18 protein-coding genes and 1 pseudogene are annotated in these 25,771 nt (G+C 39.3%); 14 read left to right on the forward strand and 5 right to left on the reverse strand.

The genetic code is table 11. The features are described 5' to 3' along the window. Nucleotides 1-8 precede the first annotated feature (8 nt). Together ACQKC9_RS00015 and ACQKC9_RS00020 are read right to left on the reverse strand one after the other, a co-directional pair. On the reverse strand, nt 9-2,045 hold the full coding sequence (locus ACQKC9_RS00015; RefSeq protein WP_427620021.1) for an alkyl/aryl-sulfatase: 2,037 nt from the start codon (nt 2,043-2,045) through the stop codon (nt 9-11). 83 nt (nt 2,046-2,128) lie between these two features. Next, nucleotides 2,129-3,847, reverse strand: coding sequence for a GMC family oxidoreductase (locus ACQKC9_RS00020; RefSeq protein ID WP_427620023.1), 1,719 nt, complete (start codon nt 3,845-3,847; stop codon nt 2,129-2,131). A gap of 239 nt (nt 3,848-4,086) precedes the next feature. On the opposite strand from ACQKC9_RS00020, the gene ACQKC9_RS00025 reads away from it, so the two are divergent. The 3 genes from ACQKC9_RS00025 to ACQKC9_RS00035 all read left to right on the forward strand — a co-directional run bounded on the left by ACQKC9_RS00025 (nt 4,087) and on the right by ACQKC9_RS00035 (nt 8,548). Further along, the gene (locus ACQKC9_RS00025) at nt 4,087-5,148 is read left to right on the forward strand and encodes a helix-turn-helix transcriptional regulator (protein WP_427620025.1); all 1,062 of its coding nucleotides are present in this window, start codon (nt 4,087-4,089) and stop codon (nt 5,146-5,148) included. Nucleotides 5,149-5,837: 689 nt separating this feature from the next. Then, nucleotides 5,838-7,376 (forward strand): YHYH protein, encoded by a 1,539-nt coding sequence (locus ACQKC9_RS00030; RefSeq protein ID WP_427620026.1) that lies wholly within the window; start codon nt 5,838-5,840, stop codon nt 7,374-7,376. A gap of 110 nt (nt 7,377-7,486) precedes the next feature. Then, nucleotides 7,487-8,548 (forward strand): hypothetical protein, encoded by a 1,062-nt coding sequence (locus ACQKC9_RS00035; RefSeq protein ID WP_427620027.1) that lies wholly within the window; start codon nt 7,487-7,489, stop codon nt 8,546-8,548. A 242-nt stretch (nt 8,549-8,790) separates the two neighbouring features. On the opposite strand, the gene ACQKC9_RS00040 is transcribed toward ACQKC9_RS00035, so the two are convergent. Beyond that, a complete protein-coding gene (locus ACQKC9_RS00040) occupies nt 8,791-9,696 on the reverse strand; it encodes a LysR family transcriptional regulator (protein WP_397478042.1) in 906 nt (301 codons plus the stop codon). Between the two features lie 271 nt (nt 9,697-9,967). Here ACQKC9_RS00040 and dld point away from each other — a divergent pair, with 271 nt between their 5' ends. Both dld and ACQKC9_RS00050 read left to right on the forward strand, forming a co-directional pair. Beyond that, nucleotides 9,968-11,776: a D-lactate dehydrogenase gene (gene dld, locus ACQKC9_RS00045; protein WP_427620028.1), complete on the forward strand. Its 1,809-nt coding sequence runs from the start codon at nt 9,968-9,970 to the stop codon at nt 11,774-11,776. A gap of 310 nt (nt 11,777-12,086) precedes the next feature. After that, nucleotides 12,087-13,769, forward strand: coding sequence for an NAD-dependent malic enzyme (locus ACQKC9_RS00050; protein WP_101205849.1), 1,683 nt, complete (start codon nt 12,087-12,089; stop codon nt 13,767-13,769). 823 nt (nt 13,770-14,592) lie between these two features. Here ACQKC9_RS00050 and ACQKC9_RS00055 read toward each other — a convergent pair. Next, nucleotides 14,593-14,718 (reverse strand): annotated as a pseudogene (locus ACQKC9_RS00055) (type II secretion system protein GspG); the annotation flags it as partial. A gap of 326 nt (nt 14,719-15,044) precedes the next feature. Here ACQKC9_RS00055 and ACQKC9_RS00060 point away from each other — a divergent pair. From ACQKC9_RS00060 to ACQKC9_RS00080, 5 genes are all read left to right on the forward strand, one after another. After that, nucleotides 15,045-16,106 carry a histone deacetylase family protein gene (locus ACQKC9_RS00060; protein WP_427620029.1) on the forward strand — a complete coding sequence of 354 codons (1,062 nt, stop codon included), beginning with the start codon at nt 15,045-15,047 and terminating at the stop codon, nt 16,104-16,106. 74 nt (nt 16,107-16,180) lie between these two features. Beyond that, nucleotides 16,181-17,437 (forward strand): Zn-dependent hydrolase, encoded by a 1,257-nt coding sequence (locus ACQKC9_RS00065; protein WP_427620030.1) that lies wholly within the window; start codon nt 16,181-16,183, stop codon nt 17,435-17,437. Nucleotides 17,438-17,667: 230 nt separating this feature from the next. Further along, nucleotides 17,668-19,095: a sodium:solute symporter family protein gene (locus ACQKC9_RS00070; RefSeq protein WP_427620031.1), complete on the forward strand. Its 1,428-nt coding sequence runs from the start codon at nt 17,668-17,670 to the stop codon at nt 19,093-19,095. A 174-nt stretch (nt 19,096-19,269) separates the two neighbouring features. Continuing rightward, the gene (locus ACQKC9_RS00075) at nt 19,270-20,925 is read left to right on the forward strand and encodes a thiamine pyrophosphate-dependent enzyme (RefSeq protein WP_427620032.1); all 1,656 of its coding nucleotides are present in this window, start codon (nt 19,270-19,272) and stop codon (nt 20,923-20,925) included. A 400-nt stretch (nt 20,926-21,325) separates the two neighbouring features. Further along, nucleotides 21,326-22,249, forward strand: a complete 924-nt coding sequence (locus ACQKC9_RS00080) for a LysR family transcriptional regulator (RefSeq protein WP_427620033.1) — start codon at nt 21,326-21,328, stop codon at nt 22,247-22,249. A 165-nt stretch (nt 22,250-22,414) separates the two neighbouring features. Here the strand turns inward: ACQKC9_RS00080 and csm6 are convergent, their stop codons facing one another. Further along, the gene (gene csm6 / locus ACQKC9_RS00085; protein WP_427620034.1) at nt 22,415-23,326 is read right to left on the reverse strand and encodes a CRISPR-associated ring nuclease Csm6; all 912 of its coding nucleotides are present in this window, start codon (nt 23,324-23,326) and stop codon (nt 22,415-22,417) included. 360 nt (nt 23,327-23,686) lie between these two features. On the opposite strand from csm6, the gene ACQKC9_RS00090 reads away from it, so the two are divergent. The 4 genes from ACQKC9_RS00090 to ACQKC9_RS00105 are packed head-to-tail and all read left to right on the forward strand — an operon-like array spanning nt 23,687 to nt 25,724. Continuing rightward, nucleotides 23,687-24,343, forward strand: coding sequence for a PP2C family protein-serine/threonine phosphatase (locus ACQKC9_RS00090; protein ID WP_427620035.1), 657 nt, complete (start codon nt 23,687-23,689; stop codon nt 24,341-24,343). 41 nt (nt 24,344-24,384) lie between these two features. Beyond that, nucleotides 24,385-24,741, forward strand: coding sequence for a hypothetical protein (locus ACQKC9_RS00095; RefSeq protein ID WP_427620036.1), 357 nt, complete (start codon nt 24,385-24,387; stop codon nt 24,739-24,741). Nucleotides 24,742-24,788: 47 nt separating this feature from the next. Beyond that, nucleotides 24,789-25,022, forward strand: a complete 234-nt coding sequence (locus tag ACQKC9_RS00100; protein WP_414559906.1) for a hypothetical protein — start codon at nt 24,789-24,791, stop codon at nt 25,020-25,022. A 27-nt stretch (nt 25,023-25,049) separates the two neighbouring features. Continuing rightward, nucleotides 25,050-25,724, forward strand: a complete 675-nt coding sequence (locus ACQKC9_RS00105) for a hypothetical protein (protein ID WP_427620037.1) — start codon at nt 25,050-25,052, stop codon at nt 25,722-25,724. Nucleotides 25,725-25,771 lie beyond the last annotated feature (47 nt).

Below are 25,771 nucleotides of genomic sequence, written 5' to 3' on the forward strand. Positions count from 1 at the left end.
TTGAGATATTAATCTGGTAGTACTATTGCAAAAGAGGGGTCTGGTGCTTCGAATAAACTGAAAAAAGTAATTAGATTGGCTTGATTGCCTTCTATTTTTGAGTCAGCTGACGACAATATATCCTTGAATGCTACTTTGCCAATTAGTAAATCTACAAAGAGAGGATGTGTTAAATTCAAAGTTGTTTGTACAGCCTCTTGTGTTGCTTCTGTACTATCGATAAGTCGATAGTGTAGAACAGAGTTCTCAATCCATAGCAAATAACTTTCATTTTTATCTGTGAAATGAACTTTCAGATTTGTGTCGAGACCATTGGCTTCTTCAGATTTTAGACGGACAGAAAGTGCATCAAAGAAATTAGATACAGGTGTTTGTAAAAAAACATCTCTCATCGCTGACATCTCAACACCTGCATCAGGGGTTCCTTCACGTAACTCCTTTGCTCCTGTTAGATAACTATCACGCCATGGACCAGATTCTGCTTGGTAGCCTAATTGGTCATAAGTTTTTGCTAGCAACTCTCTAGCAGCCATATTACTAGGATCATCAAATACTAAATGATTTAGAATCTCGGCGGCCCATCTATAATTGCCTTCGTCATAAGAAGTTTGAGCTTGTTTCATAACTTTTGAACTACCACCTGCCAGCTTTACATAGGCAGATGCACGTTGTGGATCTGGTAAAGGATCTAAATGTGCAGGGTTTGCATCATACCAACCGATGTAATTTTGATACACGGCACGAGCATTATGTTTAATAGTGCCGTAATACTCACGATTTGAAAATTCTGAAGCTAGACTTGGTGGAAGTGTGATATCTTCAGCAATTTCACCTGGTGTCATGCCTTTATTAATACGACGTAGGCTTTGATCATGAATGAACTTATATGTGTCTCTTTGTTGTTTTAGAAATTTTTGAATACTATCTTTACCCCACATAGGCCAGTGATGGCTTGCAAAGTAGTATTCAGCCTCACCGAATTGAGTACGAGCCTCTTCGATATAATTACTCCACTTTAGAGCATCCCTTACTTTCGCACCTCGTAAAGTATAAAGATTATGCATATTGCGAGATACTAATTCAGCGCCAGACAATGCTTTATATTCAGGGAGATAGAACGTGAATTCGGCAGGTGCTTCTGAGCCAGGCGTATACTGGAACTGGAAATCTACACCATCCACATTTAAGTTAGTAGGTGTTTTACTAACCAGAATATTTGGCTCAATAATACTGAACTGTCCAAAGGCAGGACCTTTACCTAAACCACTATCTATGTGTCCGTATTCATTGCGGGGTAGGTTCTTACCATACATATATGATGAGCGACGAAGCATTGCTGTACCCGCAAGAATATTTTCACTGGTGGCTTCTTCCATAAAGCCAGATGGAGCAATAATTGGAATATTGTTTTTTTCAATATCTTCTTGAGAAAGAATGCCTAATGCACCACCAAAATGGTCAATATGGCTATGAGTGAAGACGACGGCACTAATATTAGTAGGCATATCAGGATGACGATCTGCAAGATGTGTCATAGCAAAATTATAAGCGTACTTTGCCGTTTCTTTAGAAGTTAATGGGTCGATAACAATCCAGCCTGTATCTCCTTTAATTAACGTCATATTTGATAAGTCAAACCCACGTAACTGATAGATACCTGGTCTGAACTCAAAAAGCCCTTTTATATTGTTTAGCTTAGCTTGTCTCCAGAGGCTTGGATTCACTGAATCGGGAGCTTCGCCTTGAATAAAGTTATAAGCCTTGGTATCCCAAACATACTCTTGAGGATCAGCTATAGATGGTATCTGTATGTTTTCAGGACTTGCAATGAGACCGCGGGTAGCATCTTTGAAGTCTTGAGGATCGTCTAGGTCTAATTGACTAACTGACTTGGCATTTGCTGCAATCGTAGTAGCAGTAGCTGCTTTACCATTACTCACTTGAGCTGTTGAAGTTGTACAAGCTGCAAGTAAAATGCTACTTGCTAGCAACAACATACGGCGAGAGTTATTCAAGATAGGTTTGTACGTGCTGAAATCTTGCATAAAGGTATTCCTTACCATAATAAAATCCATTTTTTATTTAATGATTATTTTGTATTTTTAACATTGAATTAATTGCTATCAATTCAATGCGCAACGCTTACATGACCTTTAGCCATTACCATGTCGGGCATGGTTTCATTTAATTTAACGGAGCCTTCAGTTTCAATACTTGTGCGACCGTGGCTTAGATGAAAACGCTCCATCTTTATTTCCTGAGCGATTTTTTCTGCAATGGCTATCGTTGGAGCGTTAGTATTTGCACTATTAAGGTGAGGCATAATAGAGGCGTCCACAACACGTAGTCCGATTACACCTCTAACTTTGAGATCTAGATCCACCACGGATTCAGCATCGGAGCCCATCCTACACGTGCCTACCGGATGATATATAGTATCTGACTTATTGCGGATATAACCTAACAAGCCGTCTTTATCCAGTGCGGAAGCTGCATAGTCTTTAGTAATATACTTGGCAATAGGTTGTTCTTGCATGATTTCGCGCGTACGTTGAGCACCTGCCACCATCATTTCCACATCTTTTGGATGGTCTAAATAGTTGGGATCGATTAATGGCGCGGCATTTGGGTCAGAAGACGCGAGTTTTACGGTGCCACGGCTTTCAGGTCTGAGATAACAGCTATGAATAGATACTGCATATCCCCACTTAACTTGACGACCATGATCGATGACTCTAGAGATAACAAAGTGAAGCTGGGTATCTGGCCAGTCTTTAGGTGTGGCATTTGTGGCACTAAAAAAAGCAGCCCCTTCAGCAAAATTGGTTGATAGCAGTCCAGTCCCATCTTTTCTCCAATCACGAGCTCCTTTCATAAGGCTGATGCCGCCAGCAAAACCTACACCAAATACGTCTTTTGTGTTCACCTCATAGTCAAACACAACATCAAGGTGATCTTGGAGATTTTCACCAACATTAGGAGAGTCATAGACAACACGAATACCGTGCTTTTCTAACTCTTCTTTAGGACCAATGCCTGATAGCATCAAAATCTTTGGAGAGCCAAAAGCACCAGCACACAGAATGACTTCTGCATTGGCCTTAATGGTACTTTGTTGGTTATCTTTGAGGTAAACCATTCCTGATGCTACTCCGTTCTCTATGAGAACGTGAGAAGCAATTGCACCTGTAATAATAGTTAGGTTGGGTCTTTCTTCTACAGGGTGTAGATAGGCGGCGGCAGCTGAACAACGCTGCCCTTGTTTTTCACCATGGAAATGAGTTAATTGGTAAAGGCCAGCTCCATCCTGCTTATCACCATTGAAGTCGTCATTTCTATCTAAGCCATTCGCGATGCATGCATCGACAAAAGCATTAGTAATAGGCCGAGGGCTAAGAGGGTCGGCAACGTTTAACGGTCCACTGTCGCCATGAAAATGATTTGCACCGCGGACATTGTTTTCTGCCTTTTTGAAATATGGTAAGAGTGAATCGTAATTCCAACCGTCACAGCCCTCATCAGCCCAACGGTCATAATCTTTTGCACTACCACGGGTATAAACCATCGCATTAATAGCTGATGAGCCACCTAAGCACTTGCCACGAGGTTGATATCCAATACGATTGTTTAGATGCTTTTGGGGCACAGTACTGAGACACCAGTTGTTTATCTTAATTGGCTTGTCTCTCATTTGAGCAATAACTGCCGCAGGTAAACGTACTACTAGATCTTTGCCGTCACCCCCTGACTCTAAAAGGCACACTGTGACTTGAAGGTCTTCACTTAATCGACTTGCTAATACGGATCCTGCAGATCCACCACCAACGATAATATAATCAAATTCCATGATTAGTTAACTCCTTCCTTGGATTATCCTAGCTACTACTAGGCTTTTTTTGCTAAAGTTAGATATATAATCTAACGGGTCAAACAGTCAAAACACTGATAAAACTGATCAATATTTTTCATTCATGTACTTTTGTATAACCTACTATCACTTAGAAGTGTTTTAACCGTGATGCTAAATACACTCCAAAAAGTGAACGGCAATTTTAAATCAAGTCAAATTCAACACAGAGTAAATATATGGAACTCAATGAATATACGGTTCATAAGCTGACAGCGCTCTGTTATAGAAAAGCCGTAGCAACGTATCTAATACAGATAGATCGCTCATCTGATATACCCAAAATTATGTCACAATTTAGTGATCTCGATGATTTTGAAGGCGATAGAATGCCACTAGCTGTCGTCACGAATGAGTTCAATTTGGCTACCTATTTCTTTCAAGATGATTATATAGGGCTAAAAGTTTTCAATTATATCGAGATCGAGTCTTTTCCTTTTTATAAGGGAATAAGCCAATGTATTAGTCCTCTAATAAATGCCAATATTGGCATTCCTCTTATTGTTCTCTGCCGTTTGATTTCGCGTTACTTCAAAGTCATGACTGAATCAATCGAGGTTCATTTATTTGAGAGAAAAGATTTAATCCGTCTTGAGTTCAATCCAAGCATGCCTGAACAGGTTAACAAACATCAAATTGATGGCATTATTTTTTCCGTTTATAAAATTATCTCGACATTTAGCTCACTCAAACCTGTAGGGCTTACTTTGGCGCATCGGCAGTCTTCCCAAGGGTTTGAGCTATATAAACAGTTCTTAGGTGTTCCAGCAGAAATGTCTAAAACAGTCAATAGTTTAACGTATCGAATCGATAGGCCTGATCACATTTACTACTCATCGGAACACACAAAAAACACTGTAGGAAATACATTTTTTATCAATCCTTTGCATCATATGCTTGATAAGAACTTCACCGATACCAGCTATACACAACGTTGTCAGCATATACTCATAACAATCATGGGTCTGCATGAGCCGACTCGTGAGCAAGTTGCTCAGGTGCTCAATATGAGTGTTAGTAGCTTGCAAAGACGTCTAAGAGAAGAGGGTACTTCTTTTAAAGCGTTGCTATTGGAAGTTCGAAAAAAGTTAGCTTATAAATACTTAATAGAGCAGAGATTATCAGCTACAGATACGGCATTTTTACTTGGTTATCATTCTAATAGTCAGTTTTTTGGTGCTTTTAAGAGTTGGTTTGGGATGACGCCAAGAGCATATAAAGAACGTTATCTAAGTGACTAACAGCTCGTTATAGATATGCTTTGACTATAGCAGCGAGGGCATGATCATCCTTGATTTACTAACTGTATCGTATGATATCTCTTGAAAGTAGGCATATTCAGGTCAAGGAAAGTTAATACTGTCTTAATTCGGGTCAAGGTTTATATAGTACTAAAAATTCAGCGATGTCAGACTCTATATAAAGACCAACATATAAAACGGTGATCAGCTATTGAGTACTTTTATGATCAAGTGATTAGCCAGTGCATTTCCCTTTGCTTGAGTTTGATATTAGTGATCAAACATAAAAAAAGCGCCCATTACAGGCGCTATTTTTTATTCTATTTAATAAGCAAGACTCATGATAGCTTTTTGGTAAAAACTATGTTGTACCAAATATAAACTCTTAGCAGTATATAGATATTTTAGTAGGAAGCGGGTCGTAGTTAATGTGACGAGTTATCCTATCGTTATTTAAAGGTAATACGCATAAGTTGTTTAGTAAAAAATGCAATATGGCTTAACAATTCTTAAAGTTTATCTAAAGTAGAAATTGATATTATCTTTTCAATATAATGAATTTATTATTTAGTCACTATAATTTTTTGAGTGAGTAATGATAAGTAGCCACGACATTTAGACAGGTGCGAATAAGTATCTCTGTCTGACTATGACTAACTTTCAAATATCAATCCAAACGAGAGCGTGTTATGACCCTTACGAAAACAGCTAAAGCTTTTAGCTTGCTGGCTATTGTCACTGCCATACAAGTTTCATCACTGACCTCTGCCTACGCCCATGACCTTAGTGCACATACTCTGCCTGCCAAAGTATGGCAGATCACCGGCCAGCCTAGTGTCGCTGCTGATTTCATCAAATTAGAAGACGGTACTGTTTATTTAACGGATAGTCACCATCAGTTGCTCTCTTTTGGTTTGTCAGACTTTTCAGCCAATGATCAAACCTATATTCTGGAAAAAGACGCCCATATTCAAGCGATCAATCAGCTAGCAGTGATTGAAAATCTAGTAAGTAGTAATCAATTAACGGCTATCCAAAATCCAAACGATACTACTGTTATCGCCAATGATAATGGGATTGCACTAAACAAAGCTGATGCGGAAAGTTCTGTTATAACGGATAACAGTGACACGCGCTCTGTTTTATTCTTCTACTTGTTGGGTGGCTTGGTCTTAGCGAGTGGTTTGGTTTTGTTTTATGTTTTGAATATACGCGACAAGAAAAACCGACCGTCAAAAATTACCTATTCAGTTTTTGGAGTATTGGGTGCAACTGCTTTACTGGTCGCCTGTAGCAGTACTGAGACGGCCCAAAATATCGGTGCAAAGACGAAAGAGGCGATCGCTCATTTGCCAGTACCAGCCAATGATATTGACTTTATGACGTCAGTATTTGGCTCATTCGATAACGTCAGTACCCATCATGATGATAAATATCTGTATGTCGAATCAAACGGTGTCCCAAGCCATGAAATGATGACGGGTATCACCAGTTGGCAACAGCAAGTACCTATCGACCAGGATTATACCAATGAGAACAGTTGGGTCATTCCCTTACAGCCTGAGCTTGCCGATGAGCCTTTAATGGCCAAAGACAATTTTATGAAAGGGGCCATCGCTATTGCAGCTAATGGCATTCCTATATTTAACCCATTAAACAATCGTGGTGAGGACGCCAAAGCATTCGGAGAATTAGACAATTGGGGCGGGCATTCTGGACGCGCTGATGACTACCATTATCATCTTGCACCAACCCACCTCCAGTCACAAGTTGGTGAAGGTAAGCCCATTGCTTATGCGCTAGACGGCTTTCCTGTCTATGGTGAAACGGATGATGAGCTTGATGAATATTTAGGCAAATTCAATGAAAACGGTAGCTATGAATACCATGCTACCTCAGAGTTTCCGTATTTAATTGCCGGTTTGCGCGGTAAGGTCACTATAAACCCAGATACGAAAGCACCAGAAAATGAAATTTCACCACAAGCACATACTCATGGCGTTCGCCCAGCGCTAACACCTTTGCGCGGAGCTGAGATCACAGATTACAAAATTATAAGCCCGACTCAATACAGTCTAACGTATACCCATGACGGCCAAGAGCATAAGCTGAATTACGGTTGGGGCGCTACTGAAGCGACCAAAGATATTTATACTTTTGAGTTTATTGATCCAGAGGGTACGACCGTACAGAATTATAAACGCACTGATGCTCCACAAAAAAAGTAGCGTTTATTTGATGATAAAACCCAGTTGTTGGTGCTCATTGATTAAAGCCTAATGTTTGAGGCTGTGAGCTGAGTTCAAATAATAACCATATATAATGCTAAGGAACCCTAATGAAACCTATTTTAATACCTGCTTTGTTGACCACGACAATATCTGCTTTATTGCTAGCGGCTTGTAGCCAAACCCAAATAGATTCAGCGGCTACCGATGCCAACGAGCAAACGACAGCATCAATAAGTAGTGCAGATGCCAGCAGCTATACTGGCACCGCGAGCTTAACCCAAGGTGTTGCTCAGACCGATGTGACAAATGCCTATGAATGTGACCGTGGTCGTCAAACCAACATTGGTAGTATCCAGTCAACTGACGGTAAATCGTGGACAGTACCAGCAGCGACTAATTTGCTCAATACAGATTTCCCAGTGGCGTCTGACTTAAACAACCCTTGCACGGGCAACGACTATCGCACTGCCAGTGAAGCTTTAGCTCAACTTGATGGTTCAGACATCATTGAAATAGATGCAGATGGTGAAGTGTATACCGCTTACGTCTTTGCAGATAATTATTTTGAGATGTATGTAAATGGCGTAGCAGTCGGACGTGACAATGTGCCATTTACTCAGTTCAATTCAAATATAGTGCATTTCAAAGCAAAAGCACCATTTACCGTTGCTATGCATTTGGTCGATTGGGAAGAAAACTTAGGCATTGGTTCAGAGAGTAATCAAGGCTCAGAGTTTCATGCAGGAGACGGCGGTCTAGTCGCTGTGATCAAAGATAAAGACAATAGTATCATCGCTAAGACCGATGAAACCTGGAAAGCACAAACCTTTTATACCGCGCCGATTAGAGACTTATCCTGTGTTAGTGAGTCAGGTAGCGAGCGCCTATCTAGTAATTGTGTTACCACAGCTAATGTGCAAGATGGTTCGGCAGATTATGGCCTGCATTGGGAATTGCCTACCAACTGGCAACAAGCAGACTTTGATGACTCTAGTTGGCCGAACGCTACTACTTATAGTAACCAAACCATTGGGGTAGATAATAAACAAGCTTATACCAATTTCATAGATATTTTTGATAATGAAAAAGCAGATGCCCAATTCATTTGGTCAACCAATGTCGTACTCGATAATGAAGTTATCGTACGCTACACAGTCAATGGATTATAGAATTTTATTTAGATTGGTCAGCCTTTATGACAGCTACTAGGTAGTAAATTTTCAGCTATTAAACGCCTATATTAATAACATTATCTAGTACAACTGAACTTCATGCCTGAGCACTTTATACTTATAGCTAATAGTGCTCAGGCATTCTTTGCTTTGATTGAAGCGAAGTCGACATATATGACTATTATCGTCAAATACTCTCATCCATCTTTGCTTGTTCATATGAAAAACAGGCTTATTACTTAGCAGTAGTAAGCCTGTTTTTGATGTAATGATTCTCGCAGATGTGACACAAGCAGTTTCAATTTTTGGTCCGGTTGCCGTGCCTTGGGGTAAACCGCATACATGCCCATTTTCTTTCGTGTAAAGCGCTGCAAAATCTGAGTGAGCGTATTTTGCTGCATTTCTTCATAAACAAGTGCTTGTGGTAAAAAGGCAATACCTAGGTCGCTGAGAGTCGCTTGTTTAATCGCATTAAGATGATTGCTATGAAACCGACCCTGTACAGGAAGCAATTGCTCCGTGCCATCTATATATAGCGGCCATATACCATTCGCCGTATGATCAAACTTATAGACCAAACACTCATGACTCCGTAATTGTTCAGGGGTTTGAGGTGTACCGTGTCGCTCTAAATAGTCTGGTGTCGCACATATGACCCACTGGCTATCTATAAGACGTCTTGCAATGAGTGATGAGTCTTCAAGCTCTGCTGTCCTTATCGCCAGATCAAATCCTTCTTCTATCAAATCAACCAATCGATTGGTAATCTGTAAATCTACTGATATTTCTGGGTGTTGTTTACAGAATTCGGCAATGGATTCGCTCAATATTAGATTTGCAGAGACCGCTGGCATGGTTATACGTATGTTGCCTTTCATGTCCTCACCATAGCCTGTAACGGCATTTTCAGCTTCCTGAAAGGCAAATTTAGCGATTTTAGCTTTGTTATAAAGCGTCCTTCCTGCATCGGTTAAGCTTAACTTTCTGGTTGTCCTATAAAGCAGCTGTGCATTTAAGCTTTCTTCTAATCTTGCAATACGTTTGCTTACCACTGAATTCGTTAATGACAGCTTTTCAGCGACCCGAGAAAATGACCCTTCATCAACCACTTGGACGAATAAAACCATATCGTCAGCTTTGCCCATACTTGTTCCCCAATTGGTGTAATAGGTTTTAGATTATAGCAAAAAAAGAAAATAACATTATCCTTTGATGCAATATATCAATGTATTGACAAGGCGTAGAATATTTTAGGGAATTTTGAATATTTAATCGATACACTGGTGAGCAATTACTGTGTAAGACAGTTTAAAAGGTTCTAATCACTATTTTACCTACCATCTATTATGTGTTGTTCTGCGGGATTATCGTCATGGCTGCCATTTATATTTTTGGTTTTTAAGGGTCTTTAGCGTCATGAGTGACACACAATCACTAAATAAAGAGCGTCATATGCCGTCATTAAATAGAGCTTCATCAAACCTTTTCTCATCAAACATAACGCATCAAGACCAAGACAGACTTCATCCTGAGCAAGTGTTAGACAAGCTAACTCATTTACTGGGAGCCAGTAATGTACAGGCTGATCCAGAAAAAAACGAACACTATAGAATGGGGTGGCGCTCTGGTGGCGGCAATGCTTTGGCTGTTCTGTTTCCACAAACACTGCTGGAGATTTGGCGTAGTCTAGAAATATGTGTGGAAGGCGACTGCATTATTATCATGCAAGCGGCAAAAACAGGGCTGACTGAAGGCTCAACGCCGAGCGGTAATGACTACGATAGACCAGTGGTTGTGATTAACACCCTTGCAATGAATCAGTTGTATTTGGTGAATGATAACGAGCAAGTGATTAGCTTACCTGGCGTCACGTTGCACCAGTTGCAAAGTCAGCTTAAAGCCGTAAATAGAGCGCCTCACTCGGTCATCGGTTCATCGACGTTGGGTGCGTCAATTATTGGCGGTGTCTCTAATAATTCTGGTGGGGCACTGGTTAAAAGAGGTCCTGCTTATACCGAACTTGCTTTGTTTGCCCAAATAGACAAGCACGGTCAGCTAGTGCTGGTTAATCACCTAGATGTAGAATTGGGTGATACTCCAGAAGAAATACTCACTAACCTGCAAACAGGTAACTTTGATAAAAGAGCATTACCTGATACTGGTAAGCTCGCATCTGACAAAGAATATATCGCCAGAGTCAAAGACGTTAATGCAAGTACGCCAAGTCGTTTCAATGCTGACAAGCGAAGACTGTATGAAGCAAGCGGCTGCGCTGGCAAGCTGGCGGTATTTGCAGTGCGTCTTGATACCTATCCAACCGCTGCAAGAGAGAAAACCTTCTACATAGGTACCAATAGTGTGAGTGAGCTTGCACAGCTTAGAAGACAGATATTATCAAACTTCGATAATATCCCTGAAGTGGGTGAGTATATGCATCGTGATATATTTGATGTATCTGCTAAATACGGAAAAGACACGTTCCTGAGTATTAAGCATCTCGGTACCAACGCCTTACCTAGACTATTTTCTATCAAAGGCGCTATGGATGCAAAATTCCATAAATGGCCATGGATGCCAAAGCATTTCACTGACAAAGTCATGCAGTTCATCGCCAATATATTTCCAAAGCATTTACCGAAGCGAATGCTAGAGTATCGCGACCAATATGAGCATCATCTCATCTTAAAAATGAGTGATGAAGGTATAGCAGAAGCACAGGATTTTCTGAAGGTATTTTTCGACGCTTCAAATACGGGTAACTATTTTGAATGTAGTCAAGAAGAATCGGAAAGCGCCTTTTTACATCGCTTTGCAGCTGCAGGTGCCGCACTAAGGTATGAAGTCATACATGAAAAAGACGTCGGCGATATATTGGCATTGGATATTGCTATACCACGTAACGAATTAGAATGGCTCGAAACCCTACCTGAAGACATTGAACAACACTTAGAAAAGAAGCTGTATTACGGACACTTCTTTTGTTATGTATTTCATCAAGACTATATTCTGAAGAAGGGTAGTGATGCAGATCTTGTTAAAAAGATGATGTTAGAGCTACTGAGCGCACGCGGAGCCAAATATCCTGCTGAGCATAATGTCGGACACCTATACGAAGCGGAACCTGATTTGCAGAACTTTTATGCAAGCTTAGACCCAACCAATACCTTTAATCCGGGTATTGGTAAAATGTCGAAAACCAAACGCAATTGCTCGTGTTGTTTATAACTGAACTCTATAACTAATATTTAAAACTGGCCATGGGCTGATTATTTATCAGTAGCTAAGTAGCTAAGTAGTTCAGTGTTTGTCCATTATAAATTGTTCAATACATCCTCAGAAGCACTGCCGATTGGTGGTGCTTTTTTATCATTTCTAGATAAATTTATCAGTCACCTCGAGTTCAGAAGTACATTTATTCAAAATGATTTTGTTATCTATTGTTAAATACCAGTCGATGCTATGTATAATGCAGCACTAGCATAGCTCTCACTTAGTATGGCTTTCACTCATATGCCTTTAATAAGAAGATTACATTATGTCAAACAAGCGTCCTTTATATATTCCTGTTGCTGGACCCGCTCTTTTAGAGACACCTTTATTGAATAAAGGTAGTGCTTTTTCATCAGAAGAACGTAGTAGCTTTAATTTAACGGGGCTATTACCTCATAATATTGAAACGATTGAGGAGCAATCATTACGTGCTTATCATCAACTAAGCTCATTTACTGATGCGATGGATAAGCATATTTACTTGCGTAACATCCAAGATACCAATGAAACCTTGTTTCATCATCTCATTGAGCAGCATATCGAAGAAGTCATGCCGCTCATTTATACCCCAACCGTTGGTCAGGCGTGTGAAAAATTCTCGCAAATTTATCGTCGTAAACGTGGTTTGTTTATCTCATATCCTGAGCGTCACAAAATCGACGATATGCTACAAAATGCCACCAAACAAAACGTCAAAGTGATCGTTGTTACTGACGGTGAGCGTATATTGGGCCTAGGGGATCAGGGTATTGGTGGTATGGGTATTCCAATCGGTAAGTTGTCTTTATATACGGCTTGTGGTGGTATTAGCCCAGCTTACTGTCTACCTATTTTGCTGGATGTCGGCACCAATAACCAACAATTGCTTGATGATCCTATGTATATGGGCTGGAGAAATCCGCGCATCTCTGGCGATGAATATAATGAATTTGTGGACTTATTCATTCAAGCCGTTAAGCGCCGTTGGCCAGAAGTATTATTGCAATTTGAAGATTTTGCTCAGGAAAACGCGACCCCGTTATTGAATAAATATCGTGATCAGCTATGCTGCTTTAATGATGATATTCAAGGAACTGCTGCGGTATCGGTTGGTACTTTGATTGCAGCGTGTCTAAATAAAGGTCAAAAACTTAGCCAACAGAATATCGCATTTTTAGGCGCAGGATCTGCGGGTTGCGGTATTGCTGAGCATATTATTCGCCAAATGCAGCGTGAAGGATTGACTGAGGAGCAAGCTCGTAGTCAAGTGTTCATGGTTGACCGTTATGGCTTGCTAACAGATGGCATGACAGAGCTGCAAAAATTCCAAGAACCGTTAGTACAAAAAGAATCAGCTATTGCAAGCTGGGATAAAAGTAAGAAACTCGGCTTAGCGCAAGTGGTTAAACAAGCAAAAATCACCGTATTATTTGGTGTTAGCGGACAAAAAGGTCTGTTCACCCAAGAAGTGATCGAATCGCTATGTGCTAATACTGAGCACCCAATTGTACTACCACTTTCAAATCCAACGTCTCGTGTGGAGGCAACACCGCAAGAAGTCATGAATTGGAGTAAAGGTAAGGCCATTGTTGCGACGGGTAGTCCGTTTCCTCATACCACTTATAACGGTCAGTCTTTTGAGGTTTCTCAGTGTAATAACAGCTATATTTTCCCTGGTATTGGTCTAGGTGTTTTAGCAGCACGTGCGACAGGTATCAGTGATAATATGCTAACGGCAGCAAGCCAAGCCCTTGCAGATATATCAATGGAATACGAAAAAGCACCTGGTGCCATCTTACCGCCGATCAAAGTTATCAGAGAGATCAGTGAAAAAATAGCGTATGCAGTGGCATTGCAAGCGGCTCAAGATAAGCTAGCACTACCTATTACATCGGAGAACTTACAACGCCGATTAAAAGCGAACTTTTGGTTACCTGAATATCGTAACTATCGCCGTACTTCTTTCTAAGTTAGAGATTAGATAGTTAGCTATTATCAATATTGCAAACACCATAAAAAATCACCTTAACTTGAACAGTTAGGGTGATTTTTTTCTATGCATTAATATAAAACTATAAGGTCTGTATGGTCGCTTATTTTGGTGGTGAGTTAGTCAACGCCTTGATAATTTCAGATATTTTAAAGGTGTTCTAAGAAGTGTTAGTCGATACCTCTTAGAATACCTCTATCGTTAAGGTATGGAAGGTCAGGGTGTATTATCGACACGCAATAAAAAACCCTTGTAGCGTAAGGCTTACAAGGGTTTAATCGGTACTACTCATATCTTAACTGGTGCGCCCACCAGAATTCAAATTACTACATTAAGCTTATGATAAATAATGCTTTTATAAGTTCGGCCAATAAAAATACCGTAAATAATACCGTAAGTAACTAAAATGATAGTTTAAATGCTGCTTTTCTCAAATTGTCTGACCTCCGTTATCAAATCCGTACAGTTAAACCTAGGATATTTTAGTTGCGCAGCCTGATGGTAAAAGTCAGACCATACCTTGCTTGGTGATCTATAGACCAAACTCTTTTTAATGCTAATCACACTACGAGCATAGTTTTTGTTTTGAATCAGGGCGAAACAGTGCTTCGCTTTATCCTCTAATATCCTTCGTTCCTCTTCGAACATTATAAATTGGCGTTTATTCTTTTCCGATATGGCTATCTTCTTGACAGCCTTGGCTTTAAATTTGTCATTTTATGTTCTGATTTTTTGGTCATGACAAACTCCGGTTAATAAGCTTAGTTTTGCAATTTTAATTGTAAAGTTCCTTCAGCATAGCTCAAACAGCATCTAACGAAAATACATCGTAAGGTCGCCCTTCACTACCTGGCGCAACATATTGCATCTCATTTTCCCAGCCATCGGTCGGATAACCACCTTTAATATACCCACCTTCAGCATAGCTCAAACAGCACCTTCTCATATAACACACTAATGACGTTTAGGTGCTTTCACGTATATTCTTTTTTTAATCTCTAATCACAACTTCAATTGTAATTTTAATTAATCAGTTTCTTATGAGATAAACTTTATAGATATTAGCTATGCTTATATATGCTATTAATTTATAACGTTTGACTGTGACTTTTCAGCAACATATATTAGAGAAAAACAAGTAAAACCTATTAAATATAGCCATCTCCCATAGGGTGTAGCCAAATATACTTTAGTGAGTGTATTAGGATTTTTAATATACTTTTTAAGTAATTTAGAAACAAGGAAACGTTCAAAATGAAAATTTATAACCACGAAAATCAAATGCTTCATCATCCGAAAAGCTATTTTTCTCGAGGGAAAATGCGTCAGCCGCAAGAAAAGCCTGAGCGTTTGACTGAGCTTTTAAAAGCACCAGAAGCTCTAAACTTGAAAATCACGATGGCTAAAGAGATAGGTATCGCCCCGATTTTAGCAGTGCACGATTTGGGGTACGTGAACTTTTTGAAGAACGCTTATAGTGAGTGGATAGCGGTAGACGAAGACATGGGTGAAGAGGTCCAGACTACTATCTATATGCCAAATAATAATGATGGCTTAGGTATTTTGGCAAAAGCCGCCAAATATCAAGCGGATGGTAGTGCCCCTATCGGTGAGCATTCGTGGGATTCTATTTACTGGTCAGCTCAAACGGCTCTCAACGCGGCTGAGTGCTTATTGAATGATGCAGATCATCAGAACTCTAATGAGAATAAGGTACAAATATGTCTAACCAGACCTGCAGGGCATCATGCTCGCAAGAGCGCGGCAGGTGGTTTTTGTTATTTAAATAATGCTGCCATCATTGCTGAACATCTTCGTCAGAAATTTCAAAAAATTGCCATCATAGATACGGATATGCATCACGGTCAGGGCATTCAGGAGTTATTCTACGACCGTAGTGATGTGTTATATACGTCTGTACATGGCAGTCCTATTAATTTTTATCCAGTAGTCGCAGGTCATGAGCACGAACGAGGTGTAGAGGCGGGCTATGGATATAACATCAATTTTCCAATGCCACATGGCACAGATGAATCCGGATTTTTTCATTACGTCGATCAATCAATCGACGCTCTAAAACTCTTTGACCCAGACGTTATTGTTCATGTTTTAGGGTTTGATGTTTATAAAGATGATCCACAAGCCAAATGTCATGTTAGCACTGAAGGCTTCAAAATTTTGGCAGAAAAAATCCAAGCAATAAACAAACCGGTCATTGTGCTGGTCGAAGGAGGGTATTGCATAGAAAAGCTCAATGAAAACTTACAAGCTTTCATCTCTGGATTTACTGCAGAAAAAATCATCAATAATAAGTGAGTAGCTGTAGTTAATGATCGATTGTTCATTGAGCTATCTAGCGAAATTAGAACCTAATTAAAGGTCGGACTAAAATGATTAAAAATACTGAGATTACTGCCAGCGAGAGTCGCTTATGGGCATCTTTGATGGATATGGCGAAGATTGGTCCAGGTATTGCTGGTGGCAGCAATAGACAGGCACTAACAGATGAAGATAATGAAGGTCGCACCCTTTTCAAAAATTGGTGTGAAACTGAAGATATGGTCGTAAAAATCGATGAACTTGGTTCTATGTTTGCCTTCAGAGAGGGTACTGATCCAAGCGCACTACCTGTCATGATAGGTTCTCATCTCGATACGCAGCCTACGGGTGGTAGATATGATGGTATTTTAGGCGTTTTAGCTGGATTAGAAGTTGTGCGTTCACTTAATGAACATAACATTGAAACTAAACACCCAATCGTCGTCGCAAACTGGACAAATGAAGAAGGTTCACGCTTTGCACCGTCTATGATTGCATCAGGCGTCTATGCCGGTAAATATGATCTCGAATACGCATACAATTGTACAGATCCAGACGGTATTAGTATAAAAGATGAGTTAATACGTACAGGTTGGCTGGGCGATATGCCCGTAGGTAAGCCTGAGATACATGCTTATTACGAATATCATATTGAACAAGGTCCCATCTTAGAGGCAGAAGATAAGTTGATAGGGGTTGTAACACATGGTCAAGGTCTGGCTGCTCTTGAAGTGACGCTGACAGGTAAGGCTGCACATACTGGCTCGACACCCATGACAATGAGGTCAAACGCTTCCTTGGCAATGGCCAAAATAATTCATGTTACTCATAATTTGGTCATGGACAATCAACCTAATACCGCAGTTTCAGTTGGAAAGATTGATGTTTCTCCAAACTCTCGCAATGTCCTTCCAAGTAAAGTGGTATTTACTATAGATATCAGGGGAGCTTCGCAAGATAAATTCGATAAGTTATGTAATCAGATAAAAGCTAGGGTGCATCAAATATCATCAGAGTTTGATGTGGGCTGTTCTATAGAGGTAGTAGGGCACAAAGAGCCTGTAGCCTTTGACCCTAAGCTAGTGAAGATAATTCGTGATGCAACTAGTAAGTTAGGTTACTCGAATACTGATATTTGCTCTGGTGCTGGACATGATGCCTTTTGGATAGCAGATGTAGCGCCTTCTGCGATGATTATGTGTCCTTGCGTAGATGGTATATCGCATAATGAAAATGAAAAGATTTCCTCTGAATGGGCGGTCGCAGGCACTAATGTGTTGTTACATGCTGTTTTAGAGACAGCTACCATAAGCAGTGGTAAAAATTAAATTAGTTTTGTCAGGGTTTATCTCTAGAAGAAACGTAGCAACGATCAGTTATTAGTGAATACTTAAGTATTATTTATATGAAGGATTTATTAGGAAAGTTACTCAATTTAATAATATAACTAGGATGTTCAATATAAGAGCTTCCATTCTAAAAGTGGTCAGTTGTTTCAGTATTCATATTGAAGTCATTGTTACTGCAAGATATGCAACAATCTATAGGGAAGTCGATTATGTATAGTTCAAATGAAAGTCTGATTTTAGGTTCTTTAGTAGTTATATATTTCTTATTTTTATTTGGTGTATCGTTTTATATAAATAAGAAAAGTATTAAGACATATGACGATTATAACGTTGCAGGAAGATCTGTATCGATCTTTCCTCTTATCTTAACATTTGTAGGCACTGCGGTTGGTGGTGCGACGTTATTAGGTTTTATGCAGAATGGCTTTTTATATGGAATGGGACAACAATGGCTAAATTTCGCGATTTTCATTTCAGGCGTGCTGATGCTGGCGTTCTTTTTAAAGAAAATTCGGGCAATTGGCGAAAAGTATCAAATGGTGACGATTGCAGATTACACTGTTTTAAGGTTTGGTGAGGGGGCTAGAATTCCTACGGTTGTAAGTGTCTTAGTTGCAAACTGTGCGCTGACAGGAATGCAATTTGCCGCTATTGCCACAATACTTAATTTGACAATGGGGTTAAATATAACAACTGGCATTTTGATTAGTTGGGTTCTACTTACGTTAAAGACCTATTACGGTGGAATGAAGTCCGTGATTTGGCAAGACGCTTTTCATGGAACAATACAGACAATCGGTATTTTTGTCTTATTTGTAACCGTAATATTGGCTTCTGGTGGTTTGCAAGAAGTATCTAAACAAGCCACACTTGCTAACCAAAGTGAGTTTTTAAGTATTCTTGGTATTTCTCCTTCTGAAGTGTTTGTTTATCTATTAACTATTGGGGCTTATCAGTTCCTTAGACAAGACTTGTGGCAAAGATTTTGGGCTGCTGGCAGCGCTAAAATAGCTAGAAACGGATATTGGATAGCTGTTGTCTTAGGTGCTCTAACCGCTTTCATGATTATTACTATTGGTGTTATGGCCCGCTTTGGGTTGAATTTAGGAGAAATTGATTCTAGTCTCACTTATTATATAGTAATTGGAGACGTATTTAGTTTTCCAATGATTGTAGTGATGATTATTGCACTGCTTGCAACTGTTATATCAACAGCCGACTCTTTCTGTATGGCTGGTGCCTCTTCAATTATAAACGATATCATCAAACCAAGACTACAGGACAGCACAGACCTTGATAGTCGCTTGTTAAAATATAGTCGCCTTTCAGTTCTGATAGTTTCAATTTTTTCTTTACTACTAGCCTTATCTATCCCGAAATTAGTTGGTTTATGGGTGACAGGTGCAGCTATGTTAGTGTCAAGTTTATTAGCACCAGTCATTGCTGGCTTATTTTGGAAAAAAGCGACTCGATTAGGTGGAATAGTGGCCATGTGGGTTGGTTTAATTGTAGCGGTAATTTGGCAAATACTGGGACATCCATTTGGTTTGCATCCTATATTTATAGGTTTTCCAATTTCAGTTTTATTAGTTATTTTTGTGTCATTAATGACTAGTGATAATAGTAGTAATATTTAGTAACTAATAAATTATTTGCTCAATTAGTGTTTAATATTCAGAAGCAATAACTAGTATTTAAAGTGATTGTCCTATGATTATTCGAATAAGGGGTCTCATAGGATAGTCAGATAATTCACAATTTATATAATAACGTTGTGGCTAACATTATTTGAAGTCACTTAGGGGCAAAAAATGAGTGATCTAAAACATGGTGGTCAAGCCATTGTAGATAGTCTTAAACAACACGGAGTAGATCGAGCTTTTATAGTGCCGGGTGAAAGTTATTTAGCTGTACTTGATGGCCTGTATAACTCTGATATTCAAACCATTGTTTGTCGTCACGAAGCTGCGTGTACTTATATGGCTGATGCACATGGTAAATTTACAGGTAAACCTGGTATTGCCATGGTGACCCGTGGTCCAGGCGCTGCGCAAGCTTATACTGGCGTTCATACGGCTTGGCAGGATGGTGTGCCACTGATATTATTTGTTGGACTTATACCAGTTGCTGATAGGCAGCGTGAGTCATTCCAAGAGTTTGATCCGATACAGTGGTTCGGTAGTCAATGTAAACGAGTATTCATTCTTGACGAAGTCTCTAGGGCATCAGAAATTGTTGCCAAAGCATTTCACGCTGCTTTAGAGGGTCGACCAGGACCTGTTGTAGTTGGATTACCTGAAGATATTATTCAGCAGCCATTTGAACATCAGCAGCACCCTGTTATCCCTGTCGCTAAAGGTACAGTTACACAATTAGAGCTGCAATCAATAATTGATGCACTATCAATGGCTAAAAAACCTTTAATATTTGTTGGTGGTCAAAATTGGGACGCTCAAACATGTCAAAAATTAACTAAGTTTGCGGAATATAATCATATTCCCATCATACATGATTGGCGGGCCTCTGACAGAATCCCATTTGATTCGCCCGCTCATGCAGGTTACTTAGGATATGGTAGAGCAGATGAATGTGCAGAATTACTAAATTCGGCGGATGTGTTGTTGACAATAGGTACTGTGCTTGGCGATGTGGCTAGTGATGGTTACACCTTGCGTCAATCATTCGATCAAGTCAATTATGTTGTCAATTTAGATACCAGCTTACGCGGTCATAGCGGCGCTACCACTTCTCATATCGCCGCAAGTCCTATTAGTTTTATAAAAGCAATTGCTGAATATAAACTTGACGAAATTGATGCTCAGCCACGTCTTTCATGGTTCAAGCACTGTCATGAACAACAGCGTCAAGACAGCGCTTTCCCAAAAATGACTATTTCTTCTAATAGTCATGAAAAGTGTGCCAGTATGACTTTGGTGATGAAAAAGTTGGTCAAAATTATTCCAGAGGATGCTGTGTATAGTTTTGGTGCAGGCAACCATTGTTTGTGGGCGCAGAAATTTCTACCAACAAAAGTGTTTCCAAGTCAGTTAAGCAGTAGGAATGGGGCAATGGGCTATAGTGTGCCAGCGGGCATCGCTGCTGCATTAGAGTCTCCTGAACGTTTATCTATTGTTGTTACTGGCGATGGTGAGTTTATGATGAACGAGGCAGAATTATCTACTTCGGTACGTTATAAAGCTCCTATTTTAATTATTATTATGGATAATGGTCAGTTTGGCACTATTCGTCAGCATCAAGAGGCTCATTATCCGGATCGTGTGTCGGGTACACAGCTTCAAAACCCTGATTTTGCTTTGATGGCGCAGTCTTTTGGTGCTCATGGTATTACAGTAGATAGTAATGAGCGAGTCGAAGAGCAAGTGGCAGAGGCCATGCGAGTTGTAAGTAACGATCGCAAAACTGTGGTAATGGATGTGATTACTGATCCTGCTGAGTTAAATCCTTAATAATTTTACTAATCAGATAATTATTTCAAAATAATTGTTTATGTCAAGTTGTTAAATTTATAAAGGCAAGCTGGCAAAACTGTTCAATGCCTTCAAAAAGAAGCTTAACATTAAGTGTTAGGCTTCTTTTTGTGCTGCATATGATTACAGCTCTTAATGAGCTAACAATTTAGGTGTTAATTATTTTGTTATGACAAAGAGGTGTTATGACAAGCCATACAATAAGTCAGCATTTATATTGACTCACTATCTCTAGCTATATTGTATTATGGACTGATGACAATAATGAGAGGTGAGTTGAGGACTCGGAGACTAAGTATATATTGCGAAGACTAATTCATCCATACCTTTGGCAGACCTTTCATATCAATATATTTAGAATATAAGTGCTGAAATTACTATGATACAACGGAAGTTAGCAGACAATTTAAATTGGACATTACTCCACGTATTAATTGCTATATGTGAAGAGGGGAGTATTAGTGCGGCGGCTGATCGTCTAAACATTACACAATCTGCAGTTAGCCAAAATCTCAAAAAGCTTGAAGATCAACTCGAAAACCAGCTTGTTATTCGTAATACTAAGCCGCTAGAGCTCACGCCGATCGGTCGTTATTGTCTTCAAGTTGCTCAAACGATATTTACAGAGATTACTTCTATTGAAGCGATGAAGGGCAGTAATCTACATCTTCTGGAAGGTAATATTAAACTATTAGTCGTTAGCCGACTTCATAACCCCAAATATAATGATTTTTTAGTATATTTCAAAAAAAAATATCCGAATATTACGTTAGATTTGACGGTCAAATCAAGTACAGATATTTTGAATGACTTGAAGCAGAAAAACCCTGCTATTGGTATTTGTTTAGCAAAGCATACATCCGATACTCTCAATCAAAAGATACTTTTCAATCAACGTTATTACCTATATTGTGGATATCACCATCCTTTGTTCTCAGTAAAAGATCTGAGCATTAGTAATATATTAGAAGAAAATTTTATTGCATTTAATAGCGAAGCTATTGGTGATGTTCTTTCACCAATAACGTTATTTAAAGAAGCCCATGATTTTACTGGTCATGTTAGTGCTTATACAAATAATTTAGATGAGCTGGTACGACTGATTTACACTGGATATGGCATAGGTGCTTTGCCGGATCATTTTGTTGCTGCTACTCATCTAGTATCTAAGCTTAGACGCTTGCCCCCGAAAGATGGGATTGCTGATATACCTGTGTATATTTTTTGGCACAAGCATCGTGCTTTGTCCGCTATTGAAGCCAAATTTATTGAAGAAATTATAGAATTTGATGTTTCTTTTTAACAAAAATTCATAAATATAATACGATCTAATAGGAAAAATACTTATAGTTATGCGTATGAGCAGATAGAAAAATTGCTAACTAAAACTTATCAATATATTACCATCTTGAAGGGCGATATATTAATAAGAGAGTCTGCTTTGATTGTTTATTCTGAATTGAGCATACTAATTAGTAACTAGTATGCTTTTTTCAGGAACTAAAATTCCAAAGCCACCTGCTTGAGTATCTTTTTGAATCATGATTTGTTCGGCGAGGTTCTTACCGAATACTTTTTTGAACTTTCTTTTTATGGTGGATAGGGTGTTTGAAAAATAATCATAATCTACGATCACCTCATCGACCACATTTTTAGATTTATGTTGATCGTATATTTCATTAAACATTTTCATGTGTTCAGGATCAATGGTGTCTTCCTTAATGTCTTTTGAAGGGTAACGTAAAGTCTTACCCAGCAATTTCAATTCAGCTGCTACAATATATAAGCTGAATTCTTTAGGAGATAACTTGCAATAGTCTGTACCGATGAAAATTTTTCGCTCATCGTTATTTGCTATTTTTAACTGAATTGGTTTCAAAGACTTGTCAATAGTCTCAACTATTTCAGAAAATCCTTTATTGGATAAAATACTTTCTTCATCAAGCAAGCTTCGCATTCTTACAAATGGAATCTCGGCGAGCCATATTTCTGCTTTATTAGCATCACCAACGACAATTTCATTCTTATCAGAAACGAGAGATGAACGAGGAGTAGGGTAGAAGAAGTTTACAGCTCTCTCAAACTCCTCAGTTATCAGCACATGTGATAACCTATCTTGTGGTCTGCCATATAGTGACAGCGCATAACCAGCATAGTAGCCCATTGTTTTACGTCCACCGGCTATCGACACATGCACAGCTGTATTATCAGCTTCAGTAAATCTTCGAACTACCTCACAAAGTTTATTAGCCATAACTGCATTTTGATTAGGGGTTTTTATATCTTCAAGTACTTCACCATCAACTATGAATTTGAAAATGAAAAATATAGCACAAATGTGGGGATTGGAGTTAAAATTATGGGTTATGAGCTTTCTCATCAATTCCTAAAGAAGTTTTAGAATTTTGGTTTGAAGAGGAGTTTTTTGATGGAAATCATATTACCTACTTTTAAAATAGTAGTATGATTCAAATAATAAACAACCTAGAAAATAAAATTATAGGTAGTTAGATATACTAGCCTCTATGACAAACATATGTGTCTGCCATCATGATTGCTTCTCTTAATCATGGTTCTTTAAAAGATACTCTTTCGATCGTACAAGCTTGCGCAATTACATTTCTAGGTAATGCCAGTAATACCCTGCAGCAAGATGTTTTTTCTTTTTAGGCAGTTGGTATCAAGAAGATCTAGGTGTGATGGCAGTGACACCAGTTGCATTACCTTTGGTTTAGCAGTGGTGGCAAGCTCTAATCACTCGCAGCACTGCTCAAAAGCGGTGGTAAAAGCAATCAGAAGTTTATGGAACGATCAGAAGAATATCTGCTCAGACAGTATTCATCAGCTGATTAATCAAACCAAGCATTCATCTAAGCGTCATGGCGCGGCGGCAACCCTCGCGATGGTTGTCTGTGAGTTAGATAGTGCTGAAACCAGAAAGGCAACGATAACGCATGTGGGCGACAGTCGTGTTTATCAGTTATCGAAAGGTGCATCACAGTGGCAGTGCCTAACTCGCGACCATAATCTATTGAACGAACTTATTGACCAGCAGGCACAAGAGCAAGGTCGCCAAGCGGAGTTTGCAGACTATAGCCGAGAGGGCATGGCAGGGAGTTTATATAGCATCACTGAATGCTTTGCATTGACGGCTGATGACAGTTACTTAAGCGGTGAAGCGCCAGAAAGGAGCTTTTGCAAGATCGATATTAATAGCGGCGATTGTATCATGGTTTGTACGGATGGCATTCATGACTTAGTGCCGAGTCATGAATGGCAACTTATCAGTGCTAAAACGGATTTACAAGCTTGGCTAATCAATCTCAAGAACCAAGTTTATGACTCTGATGGCAATGCTTATGACAATGGCACCGCGATATTGGTTCGTTTTGTTTAGTAACGAGTTGATTACTTCATCAGTCTAATAGAGAAGCTACTATGCCTGCACATCCAATCGCCAGCTATACAAAGTCAGCACGTCTGTTTGCTTTATATCAAAGCCTTCCTCGGAGTGAAGCGAATGCTGTATCACTGACAGAGCTTATGCAAAACTACGGTGATAATCTTGATAACTGTACGAATGAGCGTAAAAATCTAGAGAATGATCTGATTGGCTTAAACCAAGTCTTTAACGATATTTTCTATAGTGATGCATTAATTCGGGTGCCAGCATGGGGAAAGAATATTAGTGGCAAGACGGCACGGTTTTATATTGAATCCAGCTTTAGTATCGATATCATTAACGAGCAAACAGTGTTCTTTTGGGAGATGCTATATAAATATACTGCAAACTAGGTAGGTTAGAGCCGACCGACGATACCCAAATTAAATTGATTTAAAAGGTGCAAAGGTATGCCTGTCAGCATCTTTATGAGCGTCCCTTATCGATAGATCAGCAAATTACTATTATCGATGACAATTGGAATCAAGTCAGCGCTACGGTTGCTAATACTACTCGTCTGCAAGATTGGTTGGTAAGTATGTCGCAATTGTCCGTCGTCATTGAACTACTAGAGCTAAAGGTAGTTATCCTTGAGCGCCTAGAAAGTGGGATGCAGCTTTATAACAGTAATTAACGATTTCACTTTAAAAAGGAGCCGAGTATGACAGTAGATAGTATTTTTAAAGATAAACAGACTATAAAAAACGATATAAATGAAAAATGTAATGATGAGCTTCAGATAGAGCCCATACCTTTAGCTACTTTATATACGCCACAATCAGATAGCTACCTCTTGTCTGAGGTTGGGTTTATCGTTATAGAAGATGGCTGGGATGAACAGTCATTGCTAAATCTACAACAACAAGTCGGTTGCACATTGTTTGCGCTACAAACCACAGATAAGCAAATTGATAGATTCGAGGTTATAGACGGGATTATTATTTGCAAAGCGGATGAAGTTGCGCAGGTAATAACTGTATTTGAATCAGTATTATCTGATCGGAATAAGGTTGGTATAGATGTTAATGATATCAAAAGATCCTGCGGGGCTGAAAAGCCTGCTAAATTTATACAAGCTAGGGTAACGGGCATACCAGATGCAGAACAAATAAAGAGTACCGTTAATCATCTGCTCAATCAAATTCCTGAAGGTCTTAGTACCCAGTATATGATGCTTGATATTAAAAGCGATCATAAACTATCTCTTGATGAGTTTTTTAGTATCACAACTGCGGTTGAAAGTCGGATTTCTGACGATTCAGAAGTGTTTTACGGCAATAGGATGATTGATAAACCTGACCATTGCTGGATGGGGACGATATATGTGACAGGTTAGCCTAGCATTAAATACAAATATAGTTTGAGCTACGTTGTGAGTGTGGC

The organism is Psychrobacter sp. NPDC078409, from assembly GCF_050268505.1.
Taxonomy (GTDB): domain Bacteria; phylum Pseudomonadota; class Gammaproteobacteria; order Pseudomonadales; family Moraxellaceae; genus Psychrobacter.